This is a genomic window from Kocuria sp. (assembly GCF_030530945.1).
GTDB lineage: Bacteria > Actinomycetota > Actinomycetes > Actinomycetales > Micrococcaceae > Kocuria.
Genome location: NZ_JAUMTZ010000001.1, coordinates 301,045 through 325,542, shown reverse-complemented (window position 1 = coordinate 325,542; position 24,498 = coordinate 301,045). Strand labels below are relative to the sequence as shown.

The 24,498-nt window shown below is 72.6% G+C and carries 20 protein-coding genes; 9 read left to right on the top strand and 11 right to left on the bottom strand.

Annotation, left to right across the window (positions count from 1 at the left end):
* Positions 1-316 precede the first annotated feature (316 nt).
* A complete protein-coding gene (malQ, locus tag Q4A22_RS01475) occupies positions 317-2,548 on the bottom strand; it encodes a 4-alpha-glucanotransferase (RefSeq protein ID WP_303176749.1) in 2,232 nt (743 codons plus the stop codon).
* Between the two features lie 99 nt (positions 2,549-2,647).
* Between malQ and Q4A22_RS01470 the strand changes: the two genes are divergently transcribed.
* On the top strand, positions 2,648-3,358 hold the full coding sequence (locus tag Q4A22_RS01470) for an HAD family phosphatase (protein ID WP_303176748.1): 711 nt from the start codon (positions 2,648-2,650) through the stop codon (positions 3,356-3,358).
* Positions 3,359-3,439: 81 nt separating this feature from the next.
* On the opposite strand, the gene Q4A22_RS01465 is transcribed toward Q4A22_RS01470, so the two are convergent.
* The gene (locus Q4A22_RS01465) at positions 3,440-4,285 is read right to left on the bottom strand and encodes a CoA ester lyase (protein ID WP_303176747.1); all 846 of its coding nucleotides are present in this window, start codon (positions 4,283-4,285) and stop codon (positions 3,440-3,442) included.
* A gap of 194 nt (positions 4,286-4,479) precedes the next feature.
* Complete coding sequence (locus Q4A22_RS01460) at positions 4,480-5,556, bottom strand: glutathione S-transferase family protein (protein WP_303176746.1); 1,077 nt, start codon at positions 5,554-5,556, stop codon at positions 4,480-4,482.
* Positions 5,557-5,717: 161 nt separating this feature from the next.
* On the opposite strand from Q4A22_RS01460, the gene Q4A22_RS01455 reads away from it, so the two are divergent.
* A complete protein-coding gene (locus Q4A22_RS01455) occupies positions 5,718-6,578 on the top strand; it encodes a hypothetical protein (protein WP_303176745.1) in 861 nt (286 codons plus the stop codon).
* Between the two features lie 49 nt (positions 6,579-6,627).
* A complete protein-coding gene (locus tag Q4A22_RS01450) occupies positions 6,628-7,113 on the top strand; it encodes a MarR family winged helix-turn-helix transcriptional regulator (RefSeq protein ID WP_303176744.1) in 486 nt (161 codons plus the stop codon).
* Between the two features lie 356 nt (positions 7,114-7,469).
* On the opposite strand, the gene Q4A22_RS01445 is transcribed toward Q4A22_RS01450, so the two are convergent.
* The gene (locus Q4A22_RS01445) at positions 7,470-9,179 is read right to left on the bottom strand and encodes a long-chain-fatty-acid--CoA ligase (protein ID WP_303176743.1); all 1,710 of its coding nucleotides are present in this window, start codon (positions 9,177-9,179) and stop codon (positions 7,470-7,472) included.
* 154 nt (positions 9,180-9,333) lie between these two features.
* Here Q4A22_RS01445 and Q4A22_RS01440 point away from each other — a divergent pair, with 154 nt between their 5' ends.
* The 5 genes from Q4A22_RS01440 to Q4A22_RS01420 all read left to right on the top strand — a co-directional run bounded on the left by Q4A22_RS01440 (position 9,334) and on the right by Q4A22_RS01420 (position 14,223).
* Positions 9,334-10,299, top strand: coding sequence for a hypothetical protein (locus tag Q4A22_RS01440; protein ID WP_303176742.1), 966 nt, complete (start codon positions 9,334-9,336; stop codon positions 10,297-10,299).
* Between the two features lie 63 nt (positions 10,300-10,362).
* The gene (locus Q4A22_RS01435; protein ID WP_303176741.1) at positions 10,363-11,079 is read left to right on the top strand and encodes a response regulator transcription factor; all 717 of its coding nucleotides are present in this window, start codon (positions 10,363-10,365) and stop codon (positions 11,077-11,079) included.
* A gap of 19 nt (positions 11,080-11,098) precedes the next feature.
* The gene (locus tag Q4A22_RS01430; protein ID WP_303176740.1) at positions 11,099-12,406 is read left to right on the top strand and encodes an ATP-binding protein; all 1,308 of its coding nucleotides are present in this window, start codon (positions 11,099-11,101) and stop codon (positions 12,404-12,406) included.
* A complete protein-coding gene (locus Q4A22_RS01425; RefSeq protein WP_303176739.1) occupies positions 12,403-13,428 on the top strand; it encodes a hypothetical protein in 1,026 nt (341 codons plus the stop codon). Before Q4A22_RS01430 ends, Q4A22_RS01425 begins: the two co-directional genes overlap by 4 nt.
* Positions 13,429-13,548: 120 nt before the next feature.
* On the top strand, positions 13,549-14,223 hold the full coding sequence (locus Q4A22_RS01420; protein WP_303176738.1) for a DNA-3-methyladenine glycosylase I: 675 nt from the start codon (positions 13,549-13,551) through the stop codon (positions 14,221-14,223).
* 95 nt (positions 14,224-14,318) lie between these two features.
* Here the strand turns inward: Q4A22_RS01420 and Q4A22_RS01415 are convergent, their stop codons facing one another.
* From Q4A22_RS01415 to Q4A22_RS01390, 6 genes are all read right to left on the bottom strand, one after another.
* Positions 14,319-15,887, bottom strand: coding sequence for a dihydrolipoamide acetyltransferase family protein (locus Q4A22_RS01415; RefSeq protein WP_303176737.1), 1,569 nt, complete (start codon positions 15,885-15,887; stop codon positions 14,319-14,321).
* A 54-nt stretch (positions 15,888-15,941) separates the two neighbouring features.
* Positions 15,942-16,916, bottom strand: coding sequence for an alpha-ketoacid dehydrogenase subunit beta (locus Q4A22_RS01410; protein ID WP_303176736.1), 975 nt, complete (start codon positions 16,914-16,916; stop codon positions 15,942-15,944).
* A complete protein-coding gene (locus Q4A22_RS01405) occupies positions 16,913-18,094 on the bottom strand; it encodes a thiamine pyrophosphate-dependent enzyme (protein WP_303176735.1) in 1,182 nt (393 codons plus the stop codon). Before Q4A22_RS01405 ends, Q4A22_RS01410 begins: the two co-directional genes overlap by 4 nt.
* Before the next feature lie 95 nt (positions 18,095-18,189).
* Complete coding sequence (locus Q4A22_RS01400) at positions 18,190-19,350, bottom strand: histidinol-phosphate transaminase (protein WP_303176734.1); 1,161 nt, start codon at positions 19,348-19,350, stop codon at positions 18,190-18,192.
* 61 nt (positions 19,351-19,411) lie between these two features.
* Positions 19,412-21,475, bottom strand: coding sequence for a hypothetical protein (locus Q4A22_RS01395; RefSeq protein ID WP_303176733.1), 2,064 nt, complete (start codon positions 21,473-21,475; stop codon positions 19,412-19,414).
* Positions 21,472-21,912 carry a hypothetical protein gene (locus Q4A22_RS01390; RefSeq protein WP_303176732.1) on the bottom strand — a complete coding sequence of 147 codons (441 nt, stop codon included), beginning with the start codon at positions 21,910-21,912 and terminating at the stop codon, positions 21,472-21,474. The genes Q4A22_RS01395 and Q4A22_RS01390 overlap by 4 nt, the downstream gene beginning before the upstream one ends.
* A gap of 187 nt (positions 21,913-22,099) precedes the next feature.
* On the opposite strand from Q4A22_RS01390, the gene purB reads away from it, so the two are divergent.
* On the top strand, positions 22,100-23,533 hold the full coding sequence (gene purB / locus Q4A22_RS01385) for an adenylosuccinate lyase (RefSeq protein ID WP_303176731.1): 1,434 nt from the start codon (positions 22,100-22,102) through the stop codon (positions 23,531-23,533).
* Here the strand turns inward: purB and Q4A22_RS01380 are convergent.
* Positions 23,521-24,480: a glycerophosphodiester phosphodiesterase family protein gene (locus tag Q4A22_RS01380; protein ID WP_303176730.1), complete on the bottom strand. Its 960-nt coding sequence runs from the start codon at positions 24,478-24,480 to the stop codon at positions 23,521-23,523. The two genes, purB and Q4A22_RS01380, sit on opposite strands and share 13 nt — an antisense overlap.
* Positions 24,481-24,498 lie beyond the last annotated feature (18 nt).

Sequence of the window (24,498 nt, the reverse complement as noted above, 5' to 3'; positions counted from 1 at the left end):
AAGGCGCCGGTAGATGGACTCCACCACACGACAGCCTTAGATTCTAGGCTCCTGCGGACTCGCTCGCAAATACGCAGTCGGAAACGGTGCGATCGAGCACCCCCCGATCCTAGCCGGTGACCCGCACGGCGCCAATCCGGCGCGGTGGCCGTGCGGCACCGAGGGGGAGCGGAATGAGCAGCGGGGTGGCGCGCCGTCCATGACCCGGCACACCACCCCGATGCGTTCTTCCTCGGTCCCATCTCCTCACCCAGGAGATTAGGTAAGGACAGTCTTACCTAATTCCCTCGGGAGGGCAACCCCCGTCCGGCAGCGCTCAGGAGGCGCCGCGGAAGGGGTCCGCGGCGTCCCGGCGCTCCGGCTGCTTCGGGGCCCGCGTGGTGAGGGCGCGCCGGCTCGTCCCCAGCGCCTCGTTGACCACGTCCACCAGCGCGTTCACCCGCTCCGAGCGGGCCAGCGACTCGAGCATCACGGGCCGCCCCTCGGAGTCCGCGAGGGGGACCCGCCAGTTGGGGTACTCGTCGCTGGTGCCGGGCTGGTTCTGGATCCGCTTCTCCCCCACGGCGTCCACCAGCGCCACGTTGAGCAGCAGCGAGGGCGCGTCGCACAAATAGCGGTAAAGCGCGCGGATCTTCGTGGGCGCATCCGCCTCCGCGCCCTCCGGCAGGTATCCCGCGTCCTCGACCGCCGCGAAGAACGTCTCGAGCTGCTTGCGGGCGTCCTCGCGCTCCTCCTCCGGGGAGCGGGCCAGCAGACCGAGGTCCTCCCGCAGCTGCAGCTGCACCCCTTCCAGGTAGCCCGGTGTGGGCGGGAGGTCGTGGGTGTTCACCGAGGCCATGCACAGCTCCCGGTAGCGGGAGGGGTCCAGGGGCTCGTCCCCGTCCATCTCGAACCAAAGGATGGAGGTGCCGAGCACCCCCTTCTCGCCGAGGTACTCGCGCACGCTGTCCTCCACGGTGCCGAGGTCCTCCCCCACGACCACCACGCCGGCGAGCTCCGCCTCGAGGGCGAGCACTCCCACCATGGCCTCGTGGTCGTAGTAGACGTACGTGCCGTCCGAGGCATCGTTGCCCTCGGGAATCCACCACAGCCGGAACAGGCCGGCCACGTGGTCGATCCGCACACCCCCGGAGTGGCGGAAGATGGTGCGCATCATCTCGCGCCACGGGCGGTACCCGACGGCGGCGAGCTTCTCCGGGTCCCACGGGGGCTGGCTCCAGTCCTGCCCCAGCTGGTTGTACATGTCGGCGGGGGCACCCACGCTCACGCCGGACGCCATGACGTCCTGCAGGGCCCAGGCGTCGGCGCCGTTCTTCTGCACGCCCACCGCGAGGTCGTGCATCACGCCGATGTCCATGCCCGCGCGGTGCGCGGCGCGCTGGGCGGCCTCGAGCTGCTCGTCCAGCAGCCACTGCAGCCACACGTGGAAGTTCACGCGGTGGCTCAGCCGTGAGCGCGCCTCCTCGGCGTAGGGGGACTCCGGGGAGCTCGCCTCCGTCTCCCACAGCGGTGAGTCCGCGCCGAGCTCCTCCCGCAGTGCGCACCACAGGGCGAAGTCCTGCAGGGGCTGGCCCGCACTCGCCACGAAGGCCTCGAGCTGCTGCTGGCGGTAGGGGGAGCGACGCACCGTGTAGAGCAGCTCCAGGGTCTTGAGCTTCGCCGCGAAGGCGGAGTCGCGGTCGATCGAGTCGGGCTCCAGCACGGCCTTGCGCTGGATCGCGGCGAGCCGGTCCGCCACCTCGCGGTCCGCGGGGCGCAGGTACGGGAACTCGGCCACGTCCGCGATGCGCAGGTAGAGGGGGTTGAAGAACCGGCGGCTCGAGGGCAGGTACGGGGAGGGCTCCACGGGCGGTTCGGGCTCCGCCGCGTGCAGGGGGTTGATCAGGACGTAGTCGGCGCCCTCCACGCCGCTGATCGCGGCCAGGGACGCGAGGTCCGAGAGGTCGCCCACGCCCCACGAGCGCGAGGACATCACCGAGTACAGCTGGGCCATGTAGCCCCACCTGCGGCGCCCGCGCAGCCGGTCCGTGGTGCTGAGCCGCCGCGGGGTCACGGCCACGTCGATGCGCTCCCGCCGCCCGGAGCCCGTCTCGGCCTCCAGCCGGTACCACCCCAGGGGGAGGTCCCGCGGCAGGGAGTAGAGCACGCGGCTCACGCTCGCGCCGTCCACCTCCCGCGTCTCGGCGCCCGTCCCCGAAGTGGGCTCCAGCTCGCGGCTCTCCTCCGGTTCGTCCTCGGGCCACAGACTCACCCGGACGGACTCCCCCTCCGCCAGGGTGACGGCCACGGTGTCCCCGCGCTCCGCCTCCGCGACGACCACGGGGGGCAGCAGCCGCCGCCACGGCGCCAGCTCGCGCTCGCGCAGGGAGCGGGCCACGGCGTCGTCGTCCGCGACGTCCGCACCCAGCGCCGCGAGAACGCTGCGCAGGGTGGCCTCCGGCACGGTCACGGTGGTGCCGTCGAAGCCCTCGTACTCGGTGGCCACGCGGTGGTGCTCGGCCAGGCGCCGCAGCGCCGTCTGCCCTGAAGTTCCTGCTGTCTCAGCCATGCGTCCACTCTAGCCAGCGCCCACGACGCCGCCCGCTCCCGCCCACGACGCCGCACCCGCCCGCCCCGGGTCACGGCCCGCGCGTGGTTGACTGGGCGCATGGAACCCACGCTGCCCACGCCCGACTCCCCCTGGCGACCGCGCGCGGTCGTCTTCGACTGCGACGGGGTCCTCATGGACACGGAACGCGCGTGGGCGCGCGTGCAGAAGCGGGTGGCCGCGGACTTCGGCGTGCAGCTGGACGAGCGCACCCAGGTCTCCCTCATGGGCCTGTCCGCGCGCGACATCGCGGAGTTCATCGCCGAGCGGGCCGCCGCCGCGGACCGGCGTGACGGGACGCGGGCACCGGGCGTCGAGCAGGTGTACCGGGCACTCGTGGACACCGAGGCCGAGGTGGTCGGCTCCGTCCTGGAGCCACTGCCGGGGGCCGTGGAGACCGTGAAGGCCGTGGCCCGCCACGTTCCCGTGGCCGTGGCCAGCAACTCCACCAGCAGGATCCTGGACCGCAAGCTGCGGGCCGTCGGCCTCGCGGACACCCTGCAGACCTGGGTCAGCGCGGAGGACGTCCCCCGCGGCAAGCCCGCCCCGGACATCTACGAGGAGGCGGTGCGCCGACTGGGCGTGGACGCCGCGGACGCGCTCGCGGTGGAGGACTCTCCCGCAGGTGCCACCGCGGCCGGGAAGGCTGGACTCCGCGTGCTCGGGGCTCCGAACGGCCACGACGAGCCGCTCACGAGCGACTACCTGGTGGGCTCCCTCGCCGATCCCGCCGTGGGGCGGCTACTGGCCGGCTGGGACATGCCGCTGTGAGCCGAGGGATGCCGCACCAGCCGGTGCGCACCGCCTGAGCCCGGGAGCGGGGTCACGGCCGTGGCCCGCCCCCGGTGGGGCTCAGCTGTTCCAGAGGCCGTAGGTCTCCGCGAGCTCCGAGACCTTGCGGGCGCGGGCCAGGCGCGGCAGGTAGGAGCCGTCCGCTCCCCCGTGACCGGAGTCCGCGCGCTCGATCATCTCCCGCGCCCAGTGGATCTCCTGCTCGCTGGGCGCCAGCGCACGGTTGATCCCGTCCGTCTGCGCCGGGTCCAGGCAGAGCTTGCCCGTCATCCCCATGGACTGCGTGACCTTGCACGCGGCCGCCAGCTCCTCCCCGGACGCCCCGTTGCTGGGGCCGTCGATGGGCCCGGGGAGCTCTCCCACGCGCGAGGCGGTGACCAGGGTGGAGCGGGCGAACGCGAGGGCCATGGGGTCCCCCGAGGCTCCCGTGTCCTTGCGGAAGTCCCCCACGCCGAAGGCCAGGCGGAAGACACCCGGCGCGCGGGCGATGTCGTACGCGTTCATCAGGCCCACGGCGGACTCGATGAGGGCGACCACCGGCGTTCCCGCCCGGCTCATCATGGCCGTCTTGGTGATGTGGTCCGGGTGCTCCGTCTTGGCGAGCACGAGGCCCCGCAGATTGCGCACCTCGCTCAGGGCTGCCAGGTCCTTCTCCCAGTGCGGGGTGGAGATGTCGTTGATGCGCACCCAGGCGCTCACGCCCTTCTCCATGGCCGCGATCGTCTCCGCACGCGCCCGGTCCTTGTCCCCCTCCGGCACCGCGTCCTCGAGGTCCAGGATCACCGAGTCCGCCTCCGACGCCATCGCCGGGGCGAACAGCGAGGTGTCGGCCGCTGAGGTCAGCAACCACGAACGGGACAGTCGGGCGGGAAGTGCTGCGGCGCGCTGGTTGCGGTACGGGGCCATGGATCTCCTCGGGAGGTGGGGGGCTGCGGATCGTGGAACGGGCTACTCCCCCACGGGCGGGCCGCGGGAGCACGTCGTCTCAACCCTAGTCCCGGGTCCGGACGAAGCGCCGGGAGGCTCCGGCACAAATGCCCCCGCCCCCGCTTTGTGGGATCTCCACCAAGAGACCCTCCCCGGACGCGCGGGGCGCTCCGCTACGGGACCAGGGGATTGTGCCCGGCGGTGACCCGCTCCTCGGCGCGCACCGGGCCCGGAGCGGTGGCGCCGGGGGCGAACGGCGAACCACCGAGGGCCTCCCTGCCGTGCGGCGTGGTCCAGTTCTCCAGTGCGGGGCCCAGCGGGACGATCTGCGAGGGGTTGATGTCCTCGTGGACCACGAAGTAGTGCTCCTTGATCTGCTGGAAGTCCACCGTGTCCCCGAACCCGGGGGTCTGGAACAGGTCCCGGGCGTAGCCCCACAGGTTCGGCATCTCCGTGAGCTTGTTCCGGGAGGCCTTGAAGTGGCTCACGTAGACGGGGTCGAAGCGCACCAGGGTGGTGAACAGGCGCACGTCCGCCTCCGTGATGTGGTCTCCCATGAGGTAGCGGCGGCCCGACAGCCGGTCCTCCACCCAGTCCATGGCGGTCCACAGCCGGTCGTAGGCCTTGTCGTAGGCCTCCTGCGAGCCCGCGAAACCGCAGCGGTACACGCCGTTGTTGATCTCCGTGTAGATCCGGCGCATCACCGGGCGCATCTCGTCCACGAGGTCCTCGGGCCACAGCTCCGGGGCGCCCTCGCGCTGGTGGTCCCTCCACTGTGTGCTGAAGTCCTCCGTGATCTGCTCGAAGTCGTTGGTGACCACCCCGCCGGACGGGATGTCCACGATGGCCGGGACCGTGATGCCGCGCGGGTAGTCCGGGAACCGGGCGAAGTAGTTCTCCTGCAGGCGCTCCGTCCCCAGCACCGGGTCCCGGCCGTCGGGGTCCAGGTCGAAGCGCCACGAGCGGGCGTCGTGGGTGGGGCCGGGCATGCCCACGGAGATCGCGTCCTCCAGGCCCAGGAGCCGCCGCACGATTAGCGTGCGGTTGGCCCAGGGGCACGCCCGCGCCGCGATCAGCCGGTACCGGCCCGCCTCCACGGGCCAGGCTTGGGCCCCGGGAGCGAGGTGGGCGTGCTCCGGGTCCGCCACGATCCGGTCCTCGATGTAGGTGGTGTCCCGGGTGTACTCCTCCCCCGAGTGGACGTACATGCCGGCGGTGGAATGAGACTTTTCACTGTTCGTCCGGGGCATGGTGGCCTCCTGTGTCGTCTGCTTCAATGACGTGCCGCGTGCCCCCTGGTGGGGTCCGCATTCTGACGCGCTCAGCGGCACCGGGGACTACAGTGGCCCTGTCCAGGCCGTCCGCGGCAGCGACCGGGCGGCACCGGTGACCACTTCGTCTGGATACCATCATGAACCCCGTTCAGCGCCCCAGGGAAGAGCACGACCCCTCGGCCCCCTCCTCGCGGACCCCCTCGCAGGAGAGCGGATCCACTGCCGCACGCACGGCACGGCAGGAGCACGACGACCGCCCGCGGTACGGCATCCGCGTGGACCCCGCATCCGCCGAGGGTGCCGCCTCCTCCCGGGGCACCGGCACCCCGGCACCCGGGGCGGGTCACGACTCCGCCAGACAGAATGCCCACCCCAGCACGCACGGTGACGCCGCCGCACAGGGTGCGGGGACGGCGTCGGGCCCCGGGGTGGGGGACGACGCGGCGGCGCGGTCCGCGGCTGCCGTCGCCGCGCGCCGCATGGGCCGCGGGCTGTCCTTCACGGTGGTCATGCTGGGTCTGCTGTCGGGTCTCGCGCTCGTGGCCACGGGCCTGTGGATCGGGTGGGTCGTGGGCGCCACGGTGGTGGTGCTCGGCGTGCTGGGCTACGCCGTGGTGCAGACCCGCTCCCTGCCCGTGTTCCAGGATCCGGTGGAACCGGCCCGGGCCTCCTGGTCCAAGCTGTGGCTGATCCCGGTGGCCCTGCTGGCGGCCGGCCTGGGGTGCCTGGGGATGGCCTTCGTGGTCCCCGGCTGGCTCGGGCCCTCCGTGCCCGCGGACCTGCTGGACGACTACGTCCTGGCGTTCGTGGTGGGCGGGATGACCATGGTGGTGGGTGCCGGTCTGGGCTTCGGACTCGTGGCCACCGCGCGCTTCACCCGCCCGGACGAGGACGACGCGCCACTGCGGCCCACCGACTACGCCGAGCGGCTGGGCCCGCGCCGCGGTGGTGGCACCCACTACGATTCGGACTGGATCAAGCACGACCCCCGGCAGTGACCTCGTCCCCGCGTCATCGGCACGGGCACACCCCAGGAAGGGAGGGAGCGTGGACGGCTCACCCGACCCCCGCCCCGTGCCGTGGCTCAGCCCCGAGGACGAGGAGGTGTGGCGCAGCTTTGTCGCACTGTCCCACGGGATGGACCACGCCGTGGACCGGCAGCTGCAGCGGGACAGCGAGCTCTCCCGCTCCGAGTACGAGATCCTGGTCCCCCTGTCCGAGTCGGGCACCGGGGAACTGACCTCCCGTGAGCTCCTGCGGGTGCTGGGGTGGGAGCGTTCACGGCTGTCCCACATGCTCTCCCGCATGGAGCGGCGGGGGATGATCCGCCGCGCTCCCGTTCCCAGGGATGCGCGCGGCCTGCTGGTGGCCATCACCGAGCACGGGCGCGAGACCACGGGCCGCGCGGCACCCGGACACCTGTTCACCGTGCGGGAGGCGTTCGTGGACCGGCTGGACGAAGGCGAGAAGGCCGCTCTGCTGAGCATCGCCCGCAAGGTGCTGCCCCACCTGGAGACGATGGAGCCGGGCTGAGCGGCGCGTGGCACGGCTCGGCACACTCTCGTGGGCACCGGGGCGAAAAGGGCCTGTTAACAGGGGACGGGTCCTGCCACTTGGGGGATCGGCAGGACCCGTCGGACATCCCGAATCTGGGGGAGATCGGGACGCCGGCCAACCGGGGGATCATCCGGGCGCTGATTTGGGGGGATGCGCCCGGGCCACTTCGGCCGACGTCCTCACTTTATGTGGCAACTCCATCGACACGCAAGTAACCTTCGGAATTCCGGGCGGCGTGTCGGCTGACCTGCGCCGATGATTTTCCGTGTGACACGAAGCACGACTTCTTTCGTCACACAGATTTGCACGCGATTTTCTGCCCCCGGTCCCCGTCAGGAGTCCAGCAGCCCCTTCTCCAGGATCTCCTCCTTGACCGCACGCCGCAGCGTCTTGCCGAGCATCGTGCGGGGCAGATCCTCCATGGCGACGATCCGGCGCGGGACCTTGTAGCGGGTGATCTTGCGGTAGCAGTGCTCCCGCAGGGCGGCCTCGTCCAGCACGGCACCGGGTTCGAGGACCACGGCGGCCACCACGGTCTCGTTGCCGTCCTCGTTGGGTACGCCCACCACCGCGGCGTCCGCGACGGCGTCGTGGAGCTTCAGCGCGGTCTCCACCTCGGTGGGTGCCACGTTGAACCCGCCGGTGATGATGACCTCCTTGATCCGGTCCACCACGCGCAGGAAGCCGTCCTGGTCCACGGTGACGATGTCCCCGGAACGCAGCCAGCCGTCCTCCGTGAACAGCTTCGCGGTCTCCTCGGGGCGCTTCCAGTAGCCCTGGGTGGTCTGGGGACCCTTGACCAGCAGCTCGCCCTCGCCGTCCACCGGGACGTCCTCGCCCGTCTCGGGGTCCACCATCCGCACGTCGGTGCTGGGGAACGGGATGCCGATGGAGCCCGCGCGGCGGTGCTCGTTGAGCGGGTTGCAGGCCACGAGCGGCGAGCACTCGGTGAGCCCGTACCCCTCGATGAGCATGCCCCCGGTGGCATGCTCCCACGTGGCGACCAGGGGCACGGGCAGACTCATGGCTCCGGAGACGGCCACGCGGATGCCCGAGAGGTCCCGGCCGCTCTCCGCGGCGGCGTCGAGCACCTTCTGGTAGACGGGAGGCACGGCCGGCAGGACGGTGGGCATGCTCTTCCTCATGGCCCGCAGGATGAGGTCAGCGCGCACGGTGGGGAACAGCACGAGCTTGGCGCCCAGGGACATGGCGAAGGTCAGTCCGAGCGTGAGCCCGAAGGCGTGGAACAGCGGCAGCACCCCGTAGACCACCTCGTCCGAGGAGCTGTCCAGCCAGTGGCGGCCCATCAGGGCGTTGGACTCGAGGTTCCGGTGGCTCAGCATGGCGCCCTTGGGCCGGCCGGTGGTGCCGGAGGTGTACTGCAGCAGGGCGATGTCCGTGGCAGTGGGCCGCGGGTGGTCCGGGCGCAGCGGCTCGGACTCCAGCAGCGTCTTCCAGGCAATGGTCCCGGGCGCGTCCCCCGTGAGCTCGCGGCGCTGGGCGGCCAGCTTCTTCAGCGGCAGCCGCAGGCCCAGGCGCATGGCGGCGGGCATGGCCCGGGTGATGTCCACGGAGACCACGTGCTCAACGGCCAGGTCCTTGGGCATCCCGGTGATGCGCGAGGCCACCTTGTCCCACGCGATCACCACCCGGGCGCCGTGGTCCTCGAACTGGTGGCGCAGCTCCGGGGTGGTGTAGAGCGGGTTGTGCTCCACCACGATGGCCCCGAGGCGCAGCACGGCGTAGAACGCCACGATGTGCTGGGGGCAGTTGGGCAGCACGATCGCCACGCGGTCCCCGGCCTGCACCCCGAGCACGCGCAGCGCCTCTGCCACGCGCTGCACACGCTCCCCGAGCTGCGCGTACGTCATGCCCGCGCCGAAGAACTCCACCGCCGTCTTGGACCCGTGCCGGGCCACGGAGGTCTCGAGCATGTGCACCAGTGACGTCTCCGGCAGGTTCAGATCCCGGGGCACCCCGGGGTCGTAGCTCGTGGTCCAGGGGCGGGAGGCCAGGAAGTCTCGGGAATTCGCGTCAACCATGGGAGCGAGGTTACCCGCCCGGTCCTGCCGCGCCGCAGATCGCGCGCCCGTGACCCCGCGCCGTCCGTCCACGTCCGGCCCCGGCCGGACGCCCCGGTCCTGACTAGACTTCTGGGGACCCGCCACCGGACTCCCCGCCGAATCGAGGCCCCGCATGTCTCCCTCCTCCTCCGCCCGCGATCCTCTCGACGACGGCAACGCCCCCTGGACAGGTTCCTTTCCTGCGGCCCGGCCCCAGGAAACCCGCCCCCTCCCCCGCGCGGACGCCGGGCTCGCGGGAGACCACGGCGGCATGGACGGCGACACCGCCGCCTTCCCCCCTGTCCCGGCGCACGACGACGCCGCCGCCGGCCCCGGGGGCGGTGCGCCCCGCGCGGGGCGCACCGGGGTGGCCTCCGGCCGGCTGCTCCCCCGCGACCGCCAGGACGAGCCCGGCAGGCCAGTGGGGGACGGCCACCTGACCCGCCCGCAGGAGCGCATCTCCGCCGAGGCCGCGTGGGACACCATGCGTCCGGCGGTGCGCCCCGACGGTGCCGGTGCGGCCACCCGCCCCAGCGCGGAGCGCGTGCGGACACGGCAGCGCGAACGCTTCGGGGGAATGCAGTTCCTCCCCGGACTCATGGGCGTCCTGACTGCCCTCGCACTCGGCAGCGTGCTGCTGGGGATCGTCGCGGCGCTGGGGCCCGGACTGGGTGTCGACACCCCGGGCAGCGCGGGGGACGTCCTGACCCGGGCGTGGAACGGGCCCGGAAACGCGCAGCTGTGGGGCGGCGTCGTCGTCCTGGGGCTCGTGGAGCTCCTCTCGCTGCTCGCCGGAGGCTACGTGGCCGGGCGGATGGCGCGCTTCTCCGGGGTGGCCCAGGGGCTGGGCGTGTGGCTGTGGTCCCTGGTGGTCCGCGCCGCGGTCTCGGCGCTCGCGCTGCTGTGGGCGGACGCCCTCACCGGCGGGGCATCCCGCTGGGCGGTGCAGGAGGTGATCGGCGCGCACCCGGAGACCGGGGCCGTGGCGCTCGCGGGCACGCTGGTGCTGGGTCTCGCGGGGGCGCTGCTGGGCGGCGCGTGGGGCATGCGGTACCACCGAAAAGTGGACGCATGGACAATTTCGAATGCATGGGAATAGTAGACTTCCGTGGTGTAGGAGGCCTGGGCTGGGCCTCCACTGGGGAGTACGGAGGAAACAGCTATGCCTTCAACACTGGTGGCCGTTGTGGACGATCACGAGGTGGTCCGCGAGGGCGTGCGTCTCGTGTCCATGACCTCGCTGGCGGACGTCAAACTGGTGGGGTCCTCGGACTCGGTGACCACCCTGCTGGACCAGCTGGGCCGGGACCCGGAGAATCCCGCGCTCACCGCACAGGGTGCCAAGCGCATCGAGTGCGACGTGGTCCTGCTGGACCTCTCACTGGCGGACAAGTCCCGCCCGGCGAGCAACGTGGAACGGCTGCGCAGCGCCGGCATGAAGGTGCTGATCTTCAGCATCGCCGAGAATGCGAGCCTCATCCGCGAGGCCCTGCGCGCCGGTGCGCTGGGCCTGGTGCGCAAGTCCGACCCGCTCGAGCACGCCATCGAGGAGGCGCGCGCGATCGCGGACGGCAAGCCCGTGATCACCAAGGAGCTCGCGGCAGCCATCGACGGTGACGTCGAGTTCTCCCGCGCCGCCCTGTCCCCCCGGGAGCGCGAGACCCTGCGGCTGTACGCCTCCGGCTTCGCCCAGGTGCAGGTGGCACGGCGCATGGGCATCAAGCAGTCCGCCGTGAAGACCAACATCGACCGGATCCGCGAGAAGTACGCGCGCATCGGCCGCCCCGCGCCCACCAAGATCGACCTGCGCATCCGCGCCATCGAGGACGGGCTGGTGGACCCCGAGGACGACGTCACCACCGCGGAGAAGAAGCTGTGACCCACCCCTCGGGGACCCCGTGACGCTCCTGCACAGGACCTCCACCGGCCGGGACCGCTCCTACCGGACGGTCAACATCCGGCTGCGGTGGAAGCGGTTCTTCGCCACCACGGCACCGGGCGAGCTGGGGGTCTACACCTACCGCGCCCACTGGCTCGGACTGATCGGCTTCGGCGTGTTCGGAGTGACCCACCTGATAGAGGTGCTGCCCATCTACGCCCAGCAGCAGTCCTCCATCCGGGGCTGGTACACGGTCTTCCTGGTGGCGCTCGGGGTGCTCACCGGGATCACGCTCTACCTTGGTCTGCGCCACTCCGTCCGCCCGTGGGTCTTCCTGGCCTACACAGCGGTGGTGGCCGCCTCTGTCCTGGCGCTGCCCCTGGCCTGGACCGGGGGCGTGCTGCCCCAGAACCCCTGGATCTCGGGATTCATCATCCTGGCGGTGGGCGCCGCGGCCGTGCTGTGGAGCGCCCGCGCGGCGATCCTCTACATGTTCCTGCTGGAGCTCGCCTACGCCGCGGTGGCCAGCCAGGTCATCAGCGTGGACCCGCACGCCGAGTCGTGGCTGGCCGCCGGTCTCTCCCGCGTGGTGTTCGGCCTGATGCTGGTCATGATCCTCACCGGGGGCAAGCGCGGCGTGGAGCGGATGGACCTGAACTACGCCGAGGCCCTCTCCCAGGACCTCGCCATGCGCCGCAGCCGCTCGGAGACCGAGGACCAGGAGCGGATCGACCGGCTGATCCACGACAACGTCATGGCGGCCCTGCTCGACGCCTCACGCTCCCACGGTACGCTGCCCAGGCACACGCGCCAGCTCGCCGTCCGCGCCCTTGAGGTGCTTGAGGAGGAGACCAGCCGCTCCTCGGGCGCGCACACCGTGATGGTCCACGAGCTCATGGACGAGCTGATGGACGCACTGGCGCCCTGGCGCACACGGGTGCGCTTCACGCGGCTGCAGGGCCCCGTGCGGCCGGTGGGTGAGCCCCGGGCGTTCGTTCCCGCGTACGTGGCCCACGGACTGACCCAGGCCGTCACGGAGGCGGTGTCCAACAGCGCCCGCCACTCCGGCGTCCCGGTCACCACGGTGGCCATGGAGGGCGAGACGTGCGACCCCACGGACGGCAATCCCGAGGGGTTCTTCCTCCGCTTCACCATCAGCGACGCCGGACGCGGGTTCAACTACCACGACGTCCCCAACCGTCGCCTCGGGGTCCGCGTCTCCATCGTGGAGAACGTCGAGACCATCGGAGGGCGCGTCCACCTGGACACCGCACCGGGCCGCGGCACCACCGTGACCCTGGTCTGGCCCGGGGACGCGCAGCCGTGAGCGAGGTCAGACGCGCGGTGCTGGCCCCCCGGTACATGGGCCTGTTCGTCATCGCAGCCTTCGCGGCCCCGTTCTTCGACTCCCTGGGCCACCTGGACGGGACGGACAGCCCCATCAGCATGGTGGTCTCCATGTGCGCCTACGCCGCCGCCGGACTGGTGGTGGCGCTGCCCCGGTGGGACGACCGCGCCTTCCCGCTGGCCCCCACCGCACTGTCCACCGTGCTGTTCCTCGTGGCCGCCCAGCAGGGCTACCAGGCCACACCCGTGACCCTGAACGCGGGCCAGACACCGTGGTTCCACCTGGGCTTCATCGCTGAGCTCTTCGCCCTCGGCATGCGACGGCGGCCAGGGTGGGCGTTCCTGGTGTGGCTGGGCGTCACCGTGCTCTCCCTGGCCCGGTGGCCGGTGGTGAACGGCATTCCCATTCCCGTGGAGGCATACCACGTGGTGGGCGTGGCCGTGATGATCGTGACCTGGATGGTCGAGCGGCAGTACGACTACTTCATGCGCCGCCGGGAGGACACCCAGCGCATCCTCGACGCCGCACGCAGCGGCGGTGAGACCGAGGAGGGCATGCGCCGGGCCTCCAGCCGCCGCGTGGAAGAGGTGCGGCGCCTCGCCGGAGGGTTCCTGGAGCAGATCGCCCACGACCCCGCCGACGTCACCGACTACGACATCCAGCAGTTCCGCCTCACCGAGGCGCAGCTGCGCGACAGCATCCGGGGCCGCTCCATCGCAACCCCCCACGTCCTGGAGATCACCCGCGCCGCCCGCGCCCGGGGGATCGCCGTGGACATCCTGGACGAGCGCGGCACCCGGCCCTCCGACGCCGTGCTCGCCGCCACCGCCACCCAGCTGAGCGAGGTCCTCGCCCAGGCACGGACGGGCGTGGTGACGGTGCGCGCCCTGCCCCCGGGGGACACCGCCGCCGTGTTCATCGTCCACGACTCACAGAACCCGGACGACGACCCCCTGGCCGTGGAGATCGAGGACGTCACGGGGGCCGCCTCCGTCTTCTGATCTGGTGCCCGCGGCGAGCGCACTGCACAGCGGCTCGCCGGAAGCCGTGGTGCGGCGTGCCCGTCCCCAGCTCGGCCCCGGGTGTCCCCGGCTTCCGTTCCACCGTCCTAGCGTTCTCGCATGACCACCACCGCGCGAATGCTCCCGGAACCCGAACAACACACCGCCTCAGTCGCACACGGTCCGGACACGGTGGGGTCCCGCGCCGCCTTCCGCGCCGTCCGCTGCGGGGACGGCCTGGACCGCTGCCCGTGGGCAGTGGCCACGGCGGGGGCTCTCGAGGACCACGACCACCACTGGGGCAGCGCGCCCGCGAACGCCCAGGGCCACTTCGCCGCGCTCGTGCTCGAGCTCGTGGACTCCGGGCTGGCCCGCTGGTCGCAGTCCGCCCGTCACCCCGCCTGGTACCTGCACCTGGCGGACCTGCGCCCCGAACGGGTGGCGACGTTCGACGAGGACGACATCGACGACCTCATGGTCAACGCGGACCTGATCCGCAACCGCGCCAAGCTGGAGGCTGTGGTGCACAACGCCGAGGTGTGCCGGGACTGGGACGTGGCGGAGTGGACCGCCCTGCTGGAGGAGGCGGAGGTCCCGCCGTGCGGTCCCCCGCCCGGCAACGCCCTGGACCTCCCCGACACCACTGCGGCGGCACGCAGGCTCTCCCAGGTGCTGCGCTCTCGCGGCATCGTGCTCGTGGGCCCCGTGAGCGCGCACCGCTGGCTGCAGCGCACCGGCCGTGCGCCGGGCCACGTGGCCGGGTGCTTCCGGGCGGGGGTGCCGGCCACGCTCTGACGGCCCGGAGTGCCGGGGCCGGCACCTGCCGGGCGGACAGAGCCACGCCGGGGAGGGTCGGACTGGGCGCGGGGCCCGGGGCCCTGGGCCCGGGATCACTCCAGCAGCAGGGCCGGCTCCTCCACGATGCGGGCGACGTCGGACATGAACCGCGCGGCGAGCTCGCCGTCCACCACTCGGTGGTCGAAGGAGCCGGAGAGCGTGGTGACCCAGCGGGGGACCACATCCCCGTCCACGACCCACGGCTTCTGCTTGATGGTGCCGAACGCCACGATCGCGGACTCCCCCGGGTTGAGGATCGGGGTTCCGGTGTCCACACCCAGCACGCCGATGTTCGTGATCGACAGTGTGCCGCCCTGCATGTCCGCGGGCTGGGTGCGCCCCGCCCGCGCGGTCTGCGTGAGCTCCTGCAGGGCCACGGCCAGCTCGCGCAGGGTGAGGTCCTGGGCGTCCTTGATGTTGGGGACCAGCAGACCGCGGGGGGTGGCCGCGGCGATGCCCAGGTTCACGAAGTGCTTGACCACGATCTCCGCGTCCGCCCACGTGGCGTTCACGCCCGGGTTGCGCTCTGCCGCCCAGATCACGGCCCGGGCAACGACCAGCAGGGGCGAGATCTTCACGCCCTCCATGTGCGGTGACTGCTTGAGCCGCTTGACGAACTCCATGGTCCGGGAGGCGTCCACCTCCACGAAGATCGACACGTGCGGGGCGGTGAACGCGGACTTCACCATGTTCTGCGCCGTGGCCCTGCGCACGCCCTTGACCTTGACGCGCTCCACCCGGCCGTCGGTCACCGGAGTGGTGGGCGCAGTCGCTGTGCTCGGCCCGTCCGTGGTCCTGCCGGTGCGCTCGGCGTGGGCCAGCAGGTCACGCTTGGTGACCTGCCCGCCGTCGCCGGTGGCCCGGACGTCCGCGAGGTCGATGCCCAGCTCCTTGGCCGCCCGGCGCACGGGCGGCTTCGCCAGACCGGGACGTCGGGGCACGGTGTGCCCGGCCGGCTGCTCGGAGGAGCTCTCCTCCAGGGAGCGCAGCAGGGAGCCGCCGCGGCCGCGGATCTTGCCCGCGCGTTCGGCCAGGTCAGCGGCGGCGCCGGAGAGTCCCGTCTTGGAGAGCCGCCCCGCCCAGCCGGGCCTGCGGTGGGAACCGGCCTCCGCGGCGTCGGCGTCCGCGTGGCTCTGCTCCCGGGGCAGGTCCGAGTCCGTCCGCATGCCCACGCGCGTACGACGCCGCCGGCGCACCGGATCGGCCTTGGGCCCCGAACCCACGAGCGCCTGCCCCTGCGCGGGCTCCCGGGGGGAGTCGTCACGGGCGGCGGCCTCGGTGTGCGGGGCAGGAGCAGAGGGGTCCGTGCCGGCGCTGCCCGCGAGCCCGTCCTCCGGCACCGAGCCCGTGTAGCCAGGATCCGTGCCGCCGTCGGGTGTGTCCTCCGCGGAGCCCACGGCGATGATGGGCGTGCCCACCTCCACGGTCTCGCCCTCCTCGACCATGAGCTCCTGGACCGTTCCTTCGTACGGGGACGGCAGCTCCACCACGGACTTGGCGGTCTCGATCTCCACGAGCACCTGGTTGACGGTGACGGTGTCCCCCACGGACACCTTCCACGACAGGATGTCGGCCTCGGTCAGTCCTTCGCCCACGTCGGGCAGTGTGAAAACCTGGGACATCAGTTCTCCCTCCTGGGGATCCACCCCGCGCAGGACGGCGACGGGGTCACGGCTCTAGTAGGCGAAGGAGCGCTCGAGCGCCTCGAGCACGCGGTCCAGATCGGGGACGTAGTGCTCTTCCACCGTGGCGGGCGGGTACGGCATGTGCGGGGCGCCCACGCGCAGCACCGGCGCCTCGAGGGAGTAGAAAGCCCGCTCCGTGACGCGCGCGGCGATCTCCCCGCCCAGGCCCCCGAAGGTGGGGGCCTCGTGGGCGACCACGAGACGACCCGTCTTGCGGACCGAGGCGGTCACGGTGTCGAAGTCGATGGGCGAGAGGCTGCGCAGGTCCACGACCTCCACGCTGCGCCCGTCCTCCTCCGCGGCCTGGGCGGCGGCAAGAGCCACGGGCACCATGGGGCCCCACGCCACGACCGTGGCGTCCTCACCCTGGCGGATCACGGACGCGGTGAAGACGTCGCCGTGGGGAGCGCTCTCGTCCACCTCGCCCTTGAGCCAGTACCGCCGCTTGGGCTCGAAGATGATCACGGGGTCGTCGCACGCTATGGCCCGCTGCTCCATCCAGTAGGCGTCGTGGGCGTTGGATGGGGTGACGATGCGAAGGCCGGCGGTGTGGGCGAACAGCGCCTCGGGGGACTCCGAGTGGTGCTCGATGGAGCCGATGACCCCTCCGTAGGGGATCCGGATGGTCAGGGGCACCGAGAGCCTGCCCTCCGAGCGGGCGTGGAGCTTGGCCACCTGGGTGGTGATCTGGTTGTAGGCGGGGAATGTGAAGCCATCGAACTGGATCTCGCACACGGGCCGGTAGCCGCGCTCGGCGAGCCCCACGGCGGTGCCCACGATGCCCGCCTCCCCCAGCGGGGTGTCGAGCACGCGGTGCGCACCGAAGCGGGCCTTCAGGCCCTCGGTGACGCGGTAGACGCCACCCAGGGAGCCGATGTCCTCCCCCATGAGCATGACCTTGGGGTTCTCCTCCATGGCCCGGGCGAGTCCCGCCGTGATGGCCTTGGCGATGGTCAGCGTGGTCATGCGCCCGCTCCTTCCGACTCGGCGCCCGGGGCGCCGTCCTCGCTCTCGAAGCCCTCCTGGTAGTCCAGGTACTCCGCCCGCTCGGCGGCCACGAGGGAGTGCGGCTCGGCGTAGACGTGCTCGAAGCGGTCCACGAACTCGGGAGGGGTCAGGGCCAGGACGTCCGCGCGCAGCTGCCGCGCGGTCTCGTCGTTCTCACGGGTCACGGTCTCGAAGAAGGACTCCGCCACGCCGTGCGCGGTGCGCAGGTGCGCCGCGAGCCGTTCCACGGGGTCCAGCAGACCCCAGCGGTCCTCCTCCTCCCGCTCCCGGTACTTGGTGGGGTCGTCCGCAGTGGTGTGGGCTCCCATGCGGTAGGTCTCCGCCTCGATCAGCACGGGGCCCTCCCCGCGGCGCAGCTTCTCGAGGGCGTAGCGCGTGGCACCGACCACGGCGAGGATGTCGTTGCCGTCCACCCGCAGGCCCTCGAAGCCGTACCCGGCTGCCCTGGTGGCCAGGGGGACCCGGGACTGCGTGGCGAAGGGCACGGAGATGGCCCACTGGTTGTTCTGGACGAAGAACAGCACCGGTGCGTCGTAGGACGCCGCGAACACCATGGACTCGTGGATCTCACCCTCGGTGCTGGCACCGTCCCCGAAGTACGCGAGCACCGCCTCGGGCTCGGTCTCCAGGGGCGTTCCCGCGGCCTCGGCGGCCCTGCGGTCGAGGGTGGTCCCCATGGCGTAGCCCACGGCGTGGGGCACCTGGGAGGCGAGCACCAGGGTGTAGAGGTTGACGTTGTACGCCTCCGGGTCCCAGCCGCCGGCGGTCACGCCCCGGAAGTGCCTCATCAGCTCGGCCGGGGGCACACCGCGCTCGAACGCCACGGCGTGCTCGCGGTAGGAGGGGAAGATGCGGTCCGTGGGGCGCGTGGGCCACGCAGAGCCCACCTGGGCAGCTTCCTGCCCCCGCAGGGGAACCCACAGCAGGAGCTGGCCCTGGCGCTGCAGCGAGGTGCCCTCCTCGTCGATGCGCCGCGCCGCGGTCATGGAGCGGTACAGGTGCTGGAGCTCCTCCAGGGTGATGTCCCGGGTGTACGGGGACAGCAGCGGGTCCTCGGTGACGACGCCGCGTTCGTCCAGCAGCTGGTGGCGCTGGGGGATCTCGGGCGCACCCTCGGGCCGGGGGCGTGATTCCATGGTGGGTCTCGGTCCTTCCGCTGTCATCACGACCGGAGGATCACCCCGGTCGTGTCGCGCCGTGCGAGCGCAGGTTCTCGGTGCGGGTGCGGGTCTCAGTCCCGCCGGCCGGCCGGCATGGTGCTGGGGTGCGGGAACGACGCGCAGAGTTCCAGGAATCGGGAGTTCGCATCGGGTTCCCCGAAGCTTACACGGACCCCCTCCGAGCCGAACCGCCGCACGGACAGGGCGTGCTCGTCGCACAGCCGCGCGAACGCCTCGCTGTTCTCCCCCAGGGGCAGCCACACGAAGTTCGCCTGGGTCTGCGGGTGCTGCCACCCCAGCTCGTCCAGTCCGCGGAGCACGCGCTCCCTCTCGTCCACGAGGAGCTGGACCCGTTCGCGGACCTGCTCGCCGTTCGTGAGTGACGCCACCGCCGCGCGCTGCGCCACCTCCGTGACGGCGAAGGCTGGCGCGCTCTGCCGCAGGTACCGCGTGACCTCCTGCTGGGCCACGGTGTAGCCCACCCGCAGCCCGGCCAGGCCGTGGGCCTTGGAGAACGTGCGCAGGGAGACCACGTTGGGGTGCTCCCGGTACAGCTCGATGCCGTCCGCGAGTCCCTCCCCGCGCTGGAACTCCCAGTAGGCCTCGTCCACCACGACCACCACGTCCGAGGGGACGCGCCCCAGGAACTCGCGCACGGCGTCGGCCCGCAGGCTGGGGCCGGTGGGGTTGTTCGGGGTGCACAGCAGGACCACCCGCGTGCGGTCGGTGACGGCGGCGGCCATGGCCTCGAGGTCGTGGGAGCCGTCCGGGAGGTTGGGCACCTGCACGCTGAGGGCCCCGGCGAGCCCCACCGAGATGGGGTAGGCCTCGAAGGAGCGCCACGAGTAGACGACCTCGTCCGGGCGTCCGTCCTCATTGGTGCCGGCGAACGCCGCGAGCAGCTGGTTCAGGGCCCCGAGGCTGCCGGCACCCGCGACGATGTCCTCCGCGGGGACACCCAGGTGCTCCCCGAGGGCCTCCCGCAGCGTGGTGGCCGCGGGGTCCGGGTAGAGGTGGTACGCGTCGAAGGACGCCAGCGCCTCCCGGACCGCGGGAACGGCGCCGAACGGGTTCTCGTTGGACGCCAGCTTGTACGCGACCAGACCCGGGATCTCGGCCGCGGGCTTGCCCGCCGCGTAGGCGGGCAGCTTGGCGAGCGCGGCGCGGGGCGTGATGCGTCGGACCTCGCGCGGGGACGGCGACGGCTCGGGGGCGGGCGTGGATGTGTCCATGCCTGTCATGCTAGCGCCAGCACCCTCCGACGCCCGGGACCGCGGCGGGCACGGCACGGGCTCACCCCGTGCGCCCCGCGGCGGGGGCCGCGTGCTCCTCCCGGCCCTCGTAGACGTAGCTCTCGGTGCGCACGCCGGCGCCGTGGGGCACCGCCGCCGCGATCCGCTGCTCGTGCTCCTGCACCGCGGGGTGCTGCGCGGCGGAGATCCCCTGCGCGCCGAGGGTGTAGAGGCTCATCTCGTGGGCGGTGATCCCCAGCCGCGCGCCCACCGGGTCCGAGGAGCTGTCGTAGGGAGTGCCCACCCGCACGGTGGAGCGGTGCGGGGAGTCCGGGTTGGGCACCCCGTCCAGGGTGGGGACCAGGTCGTCCTGGTGCTCCACGGCCATCACCGAGGTGGTCCCCGGGATCTCGACGTCCCCCACGGGGGCACCGAAGGTGGTGACGGCGGCGACGTCGTAGAGCTTCCGGAACTCGCGGTTGGACGCGAGCCCCGCGGCGTCGATGCCGCCCAGACTGTGCCCGGAGAGCACCACGGTGTCCCCCGGGCGGATGCCCGCGTCCCGCAGCGCCTGCACGGCCATGCGCTGCGCCTGCGGCAGCTCGGTGAGACCGGCGGAGGGGGACGCCGTCATCGCCTCCCCGATGCCCTTGAGATCGTGCACCCCGGAGCCGTCCGTCCACTCCTCCGTGCCGGTGAGGACCACCGAGTACGCCGTGCGCCCCTGCTCGTCGACGGCCTTCTGGACCAGCACGGTGCTGTTGTCCACCTGCTCGGCGTCAGAGCCCGTGCCCGAGACGATGGTCTTGGCCTCCCTCACCGCGGCCGCCGTGCCCGCGACCGTGGTGGGGACGGCGCCGTCGTACGCCACGCCCGCCGGCAGGGGACGGCCCGCCGCGCCCGTCAGGTGGTGCGCGGGCCCGTTGGCCGGGGTGAGGCCCGTGAAGACCTCGCGCCGCGCCGGGCGCAGGGCGTGGGCCTCGAGCTGCCCCCGCACCCACGCTCCCGGAGAGGGCTGCGGCTCCTCCCCCGGCGCGAGGTGCCTGCCGGAGATCACGTGCCGGTACCAGGGCGGCATGCCCGGCGCCGCCGCCGTCATGGCGGCCACCACGGGCGCGAGGAGGGCCCGCTCGTCCGCGGGGTCCAGCGGCATGCAGCCGACGCGGCCGTACTCGGTGAGCAGCCCCACGCCGACCCCGCGCAAGTACTGCCCCAGTGTCATCCCGTCCGCGCGCCCCGCGCTCCCGCCCCCGTCTGCTCCGGCTCCAGCTCCGGACGACGGCGCCCCACCCGGTGCCGCCCCCGAGACACCCTCTGTGCCCGGGCGCCCCGGGGACACGCCCGTGGGTGCGAGGAGCGCGGCGTCGAGCGCGTCGTCCAGGCCTGGCCCCCGGACCACGGCGTCCGTGCCGTTCGGGCCACCCCCGCGCACGACCACCCCCAGCGCGGAGATCTCGACCCTGTCCAGGAAGTCCTGCGGGGAGGTCACGTCCGCCCGGGTGAGGGCGGCGTCCAGGTCCTCGACGGTGCGCACCGCGTCACGGACGAGGGACGAGGACACCACGCCGAGCGGCCGCTCCAGAGCAGCCGACGCGAACGAGCCGACCAGCGCGGACTCCGTCAGCTCGTAGTGCAGCCGGGCCAGGTGGAGCCGGGACGCGGTGGCCTCCACGTGCGTGACCCGCCCGAGCAGGTCTGCGACGAGGAACCGCGCACCGGACACCGCCTCCCCCAGCAGGGGCTGTCCGGTGAGCGCCCACAGCTCCAGCTCCGCCAGCAGCGGCGTGAGGTCGGTGAGCACCCCTCCCAGGTCCGCCGCGAGACGCCCCACGTCCCCGGAGGTGGCCTGCAGGGCCTCGGTGTCCACGCTCACGGGACCGGCCTCGCCGCCAGCACCGGCACCGCTGCCCGCGCCGCCGTGCACCTCGATGCTGGTGCGGGCGCCCTCGACCGCCGCGGCCGTCCGCTCCGGGGAGTCGAAGCCCTCCGCGGCGGGGCGGTGGCCGGTGTCCGGGCCGAACAGCTGGGCCTGGAGGTCCTCTGCCCGGCCCACCACCTCGGTGACCCCGGGGTCCGACTCCCCCTCGGGCGGCGAGGCATCGTGCCCCACCTGCGCGGCGCTCACCACGCACCCCCGGCGGGAAGAGGGCCGGGCACCGGCGCGCGGCCCACCGGTGCGGAGCCCAGGAGTCCAGGGCCCAGCACCGCGCCGAGCGCCGCCGTGAGCGGCCCGCCCAGGTCCACGGCGGACTCCACCGCTGCGACCCGCTCCGCGAGCGCCGCCCCACCCCACCGGAGGCACTGGGCGGTGTCCCGGCACCGCTCGACCTCCTCGCGGATGTCCGCGCCGTGGCGCTCCAGCCGCGCGCGGTAGGCCCGGGACCCGGGACCTGTCCACTCGGCGCGCACCAGGGCGGGGTCCGAGCACCGAGCGGCGAGCGCGGTGAGCCGCTCCGCTGCGTCGTCGTAGCGCCGGGAGAGTGCGGCCAGGTGCTCCTGGACGGCGGCGGACACCGCCCAGGGGTGGGCGCCGGGTGGCGCGGCGCTCGCGGCAGGTGACATGACGGGTTCCTTTCCCGCGCCGCGGGGGACCGTCCGGGCGCCTGGGGCCACGGTAGGAACGCGCGCACCGGCATCGACGCCTCGAGCGCCGGGTGTGGACGCACCCGGCGGCGGAGCCACGGGACCGGACGCGGTGCAGGGCGTCCGCCGCGGCACCGGGGTGGGCGGCCGTGGAAGAATGAGGGCCATGTCGAACGCCGAGCAGACCCTCCCGTCCGGACGAGTGGCCCTGGGCCAGCAGAGCCCCGCCATCGCGCTGGGGCCGCTGGACGGGCGGTACCGCCCGCAGACGGCCGTCCTGGTGGACTTCCTCTCCGAGGCGGCCCTGAACCGTGAGCGCGTGCACGTGGAGGTGGAGTGGTTCATCCACCTGTGCGAGCAGCGTGCGCTGCCCGGTCTGAGCCCGTTGGACGAGGAGCAGAAGGCCGGCCTGCGAGCCCTGGTCACGGACTTCGACGCCGCCTCCGTGGCCGAGCTCGCGGAGATCGAGGCCGTCACGGTGCACGACGTGAAGGCCGTGGAGTACTACATCGGCCGCCGCCTGCCCGCGCTGGGTCTGGAGCGCCTCACGCCGCTGGTGCACTTCGCGTGCACCAGCGAGGACGTCAACAACCTCTCCTACGCCCTGGGCGTGCGGGATGCCGTGGAGCAGGTGTGGCTGCCGGCGGCGAGGGGCGTCGTGGAGGCCGTGAGCGCCATGGCCCGTGACTCCAAGGCCGTTCCCATGCTCTCCCACACCCACGGGCAGCCGGCCACCCCCACCACCCTGGGCAAGGAGCTCGCGGTCTTCGCGCACCGCCTGGACCGCCAGGTCCGGCGTGTGGCCGGCACCGAGTTCCTGGGCAAGCTCAACGGCGCCACGGGTACCTTTGCGGCCCACACCGCCGCCGCACCGGACACGGACTGGCCCGAGATCTCCCGCTCCTTCGTGACCGGTCTGGGGCTCACCTGGAACCCGCTGACCACCCAGATCGAGTCCCACGACTGGCAGGCCGAGCTCTACGCGGACATGGCCCGCTTCAACCGCATCCTGCACAACCTGTGCACGGACGTGTGGTCCTACATCTCGATCGGCTACTTCCAGCAGATCCCGGTGGAGGGCGCCACCGGCTCGTCCACCATGCCCCACAAGGTGAACCCCATCCGCTTCGAGAACGCAGAGGCGAATGCGGAGATCTCCTGCTCGCTGCTGGACACCCTGGCCGCCACCCTGGTGACCTCCCGGTGGCAGCGTGACCTCACCGACTCCTCCTCGCAGCGCAACATCGGTGTGGCATTCGGGCACTCCCTGCTGGCCATCTCCAACGTGGTCAAGGGCCTGGACCGCCTGGACGTGGCCGAGGCCACCCTGGCGGAGGACCTCGACGGCAACTGGGAGGTGCTGGGCGAAGCCGTCCAGACCGCCATGCGGGCCGAGGCCGTTGCGGGGCGCGAGGGCATGGACAACCCCTACGAACGCCTCAAGGACCTCACCCGCGGCCACCGGGTGGACGCGCAGCGGATGCGCGATTTCATCGCCTCGCTGGGACTGTCCGAAAAGACCGCCCAGCGGCTCAGCGCCCTCACTCCCGGTGAGTACACGGGCCTGGCCGAGCGCCTGGTGGACACCTACGGCCTGTAGGCGTTCACCAGTTCCGGCTGGCTCGTCCGGGGCAGCGCCCCCGGGGCCGGGCCGGAACCGTACTGCGGGTCGGTCCACGCCCGCACCAGCGCGGGGACGTTCGTGGTGATCTGCTGGACCCCCAGCGCGAGGCACAGCTGGACGTCCGCGCGCGTGTCCACGGTCCACACCCGCAGCACCGACCCGTTGCGCAGCCACTGCTCCACCTGCCACGGGTTCTCCCGCACCCACTGGATGCCCGGCCCGGCGATCCCCACCTCACCGCGGGAGATCAGGGGCACCGCCGGGGGCACCACGAACCGCATGCCCGCCCGGCACAGCGCGGCGGTTGCGGCACCCACGCGTGAGGGCCGCTCGCCCAGCGCCACGGGCCCGTGGGAGAGCAGCTGGCACACGTGCCGCGGAGGGACGTAGTCCAGCAGGTGCCGCACGGCGTCCGGGTGGAAGCTCATCAGGGACACGAGCACGGTGCCCAGCCACCCGGTCTCCGGGTTCCAGCCGCGGCGCATGAGCAGCGCCAGCACCGCCTCCTCGAGCGCCTGCCCGCACGGACTGGGGTGCTTGGTCTCCACCGCGAGGCCCACCGGCCGCCCCGCCGCGAGCAGCAGGTCCAGCAGCTCGTCCAGCGTCATGAGCTGCTCGTGGGCCGCGCCGTGGGAGGCCGGGATCCGCACACCCTTCCAGCTCGTCACGTCCAGGCGGCGCAGCTGCGCCAGGGTGTGCCGGGCCACGGGCCCGGAGCCGTCGGAGGTGCGCCCCAGGTGCGCGTCGTGGTGCAGGACCAGATGGCCATCGCGTGTGAGGTGGACGTCGCACTCCACGCCGTCCGCGCCGTCGGCGAGGGCCTGCACGAACGCGGCCCGGGTGAGCTCCGGGTAGCGGCGCGAGGAGCCGCGGTGCGCGTAGACGAGGGGGCGGGCGGGGGAACTCTCGGTCAGGTCAGCCACGCCGCCAGGATAGGAGCG

Bases quoted from the DNA above. Each gene is read 5' to 3' on its own strand.
- malQ (WP_303176749.1), bottom strand. From the start codon at position 2,548: ATGGCTGAGACAGCAGGAACTTCAGGGCAGACGGCGCTGCGGCGCCTG.
- Q4A22_RS01470 (WP_303176748.1), top strand. From the start codon at position 2,648: ATGGAACCCACGCTGCCCACGCCCGACTCCCCCTGGCGACCGCGCGCG.
- Q4A22_RS01465 (WP_303176747.1), bottom strand. From the start codon at position 4,285: ATGGCCCCGTACCGCAACCAGCGCGCCGCAGCACTTCCCGCCCGACTG.
- Q4A22_RS01460 (WP_303176746.1), bottom strand. From the start codon at position 5,556: ATGCCCCGGACGAACAGTGAAAAGTCTCATTCCACCGCCGGCATGTAC.
- Q4A22_RS01455 (WP_303176745.1), top strand. From the start codon at position 5,718: ATGAACCCCGTTCAGCGCCCCAGGGAAGAGCACGACCCCTCGGCCCCC.
- Q4A22_RS01445 (WP_303176743.1), bottom strand. From the start codon at position 9,179: ATGGTTGACGCGAATTCCCGAGACTTCCTGGCCTCCCGCCCCTGGACC.
- Q4A22_RS01440 (WP_303176742.1), top strand. From the start codon at position 9,334: ATGTCTCCCTCCTCCTCCGCCCGCGATCCTCTCGACGACGGCAACGCC.
- Q4A22_RS01435 (WP_303176741.1), top strand. From the start codon at position 10,363: ATGCCTTCAACACTGGTGGCCGTTGTGGACGATCACGAGGTGGTCCGC.
- Q4A22_RS01420 (WP_303176738.1), top strand. From the start codon at position 13,549: ATGACCACCACCGCGCGAATGCTCCCGGAACCCGAACAACACACCGCC.
- Q4A22_RS01415 (WP_303176737.1), bottom strand. From the start codon at position 15,887: ATGTCCCAGGTTTTCACACTGCCCGACGTGGGCGAAGGACTGACCGAG.
- Q4A22_RS01410 (WP_303176736.1), bottom strand. From the start codon at position 16,916: ATGACCACGCTGACCATCGCCAAGGCCATCACGGCGGGACTCGCCCGG.
- Q4A22_RS01405 (WP_303176735.1), bottom strand. From the start codon at position 18,094: ATGGAATCACGCCCCCGGCCCGAGGGTGCGCCCGAGATCCCCCAGCGC.
- Q4A22_RS01400 (WP_303176734.1), bottom strand. From the start codon at position 19,350: ATGGACACATCCACGCCCGCCCCCGAGCCGTCGCCGTCCCCGCGCGAG.
- Q4A22_RS01390 (WP_303176732.1), bottom strand. From the start codon at position 21,912: ATGTCACCTGCCGCGAGCGCCGCGCCACCCGGCGCCCACCCCTGGGCG.
- purB (WP_303176731.1), top strand. From the start codon at position 22,100: ATGTCGAACGCCGAGCAGACCCTCCCGTCCGGACGAGTGGCCCTGGGC.